Here is a 1,639-nt window from a genome sequence, read left to right on the forward strand (position 1 = left end):
CTAGTGGCTCGTCTCGGATCCCCGTCCGGGTAATTGATCCTTCGTCCGTTGCACGGCAGGCTTCCTCCAAGTCTTGATCGTGGAGGTGGTCGTGGGGCGTCGTCCGGGAGTGTTCGTCCGGCCGGTGAGCATGGAGGAAGGACGCCGGCTGCAGCGGATCAGCCGGACCGCCAAGGACCCGGTGAAGCTGCGGCGGGCAATCGTCGTGCTGATGTCCGCGCAGGGCCAGTCCGTGCCCGACATCACCTCGTTGATGCAGGTCAGCGCCGACTATGTGCGCGATGTCATCCACGCCTTCAACGAGCGGGGGTTCGACGCGCTGGACCCAAAATGGAGCGGGGGACGCCCCAGGACGATCGGTAGCCAGGTGCGCGAGCACATCTGCCTGATCGCCCGGACGTCCCCCGCCGACTGGCGCATCACCGCGTTCTCGACCTGGAGCCTGACCAAACTGGCCGAACACCTGGTCAAACAGCAGGTCGTCCCGGCGATGAGCCGCGAGACGCTGCGGCGGATACTGCGCGAGGGCAAGGTCTCGTGGCAGACGACCACGACCTGGAAGTCCTCCAACGACCCCGACTTCATCGCCAAGATGCACCGGGTACTCGCCCTCTACGACACCCCGCCGGCCGACGGCCGGGTCGTCTGTGTGGACGAGTTCGGCCCGCTGAACCTGATGCCCCGCAAGGGCAAGGCGTGGCGCCCGGCGGGTTCACCGCGCCGGCTGCGGGCCACCTACAACCGCTACGACGGGGTGATGCACATGCTCGCCGCCCTCGACCTGGCCACCGGGAAGATGTATTACCGCATCCGCCAACGCAAGCGCTGGCGCGAGTTCCTGGCCCTGCTCAAGGCTCTGCGCGCCCGCTGGCCCGGGGAGAAGCTGTACGTCGTGCTGGACAACTTCTCCCCGCACAAGCACCCGAACGTCCGGGCCTGGGCCACGGCCAACGAAATCGAGCTGGTCTTCCTACCGACCTACGGATCGTGGCTGAACTGGATCGAATCCGAGTTCGCCGCTCTGCGCTACTTCGCTCTCAACGGCACCGACCACCGCAGCCACGGTGAGCAGAACTCCGCCATCGCCGCCTACATACGCTGGCGAAACGCCCGGACCGAACCAAAGAAGGCGTTCGCCCCCGACTCACCCATCCGCGCCTGGACCCAGTACCCGGCGAAGGCGGCTTGAGAAGTCCTCCACGGGCCCCTCCGGGACCGACGGCCACTTCTCCATAGCCGCGACGATCTCCATCAGCCGGGCCTCGAAGGCCGCCGCGTCGACCGCACCGGCTCCATACGCCTGCCATAGCTCAACGAGCTGGTCCTCCCGCTCGCCGAAGTCGATGATCTTGTCAGCCAGTGTGAAGCCGTCCAGGGAAGGCTTCCCAACCTCAAGTACCCAGCGGTTCGCAGCCGCGTCCGCTGTGATGCCCCGACCCGCCAGTTCGACGACGCTGAACGGCACCCTGGGGTGAGCTGCCACCGCGAGGAACACACCCAGCGACACCGAGTTCCGCACGACCTTCTCCATCGCGCCAAGCCCTCCCTCCAGCAGCAGGCCACACGTCCACAACAGTAATCACGGCCAGTCGGCAGCTTACAGAGAGACCCGATCAAGGATCCGAGACGAGCCACTAGC

At 66.3% G+C, this 1,639-nt stretch carries 2 protein-coding genes; one reads left to right on the plus strand and one right to left on the minus strand.

The features are described from left to right. The first annotated feature begins 130 nt into the window (after positions 1 to 130). Complete coding sequence (locus ACZ52R_RS43455; RefSeq protein WP_465755577.1) at positions 131 to 1,189, plus strand: IS630 family transposase; 1,059 nt, start codon at positions 131 to 133, stop codon at positions 1,187 to 1,189. Here ACZ52R_RS43455 and ACZ52R_RS43460 read toward each other — a convergent pair. Then, entirely contained in the window at positions 1,145 to 1,531 is a 387-nt protein-coding gene (locus ACZ52R_RS43460; RefSeq protein ID WP_465755576.1) for a hypothetical protein, read from the minus strand. The genes ACZ52R_RS43455 and ACZ52R_RS43460 overlap by 45 nt on opposite strands. Between the last annotated feature and the right edge of the window lie 108 nt (positions 1,532 to 1,639).

It is taken from the genome of Kitasatospora sp. NPDC034023 (genome assembly GCF_055575795.1).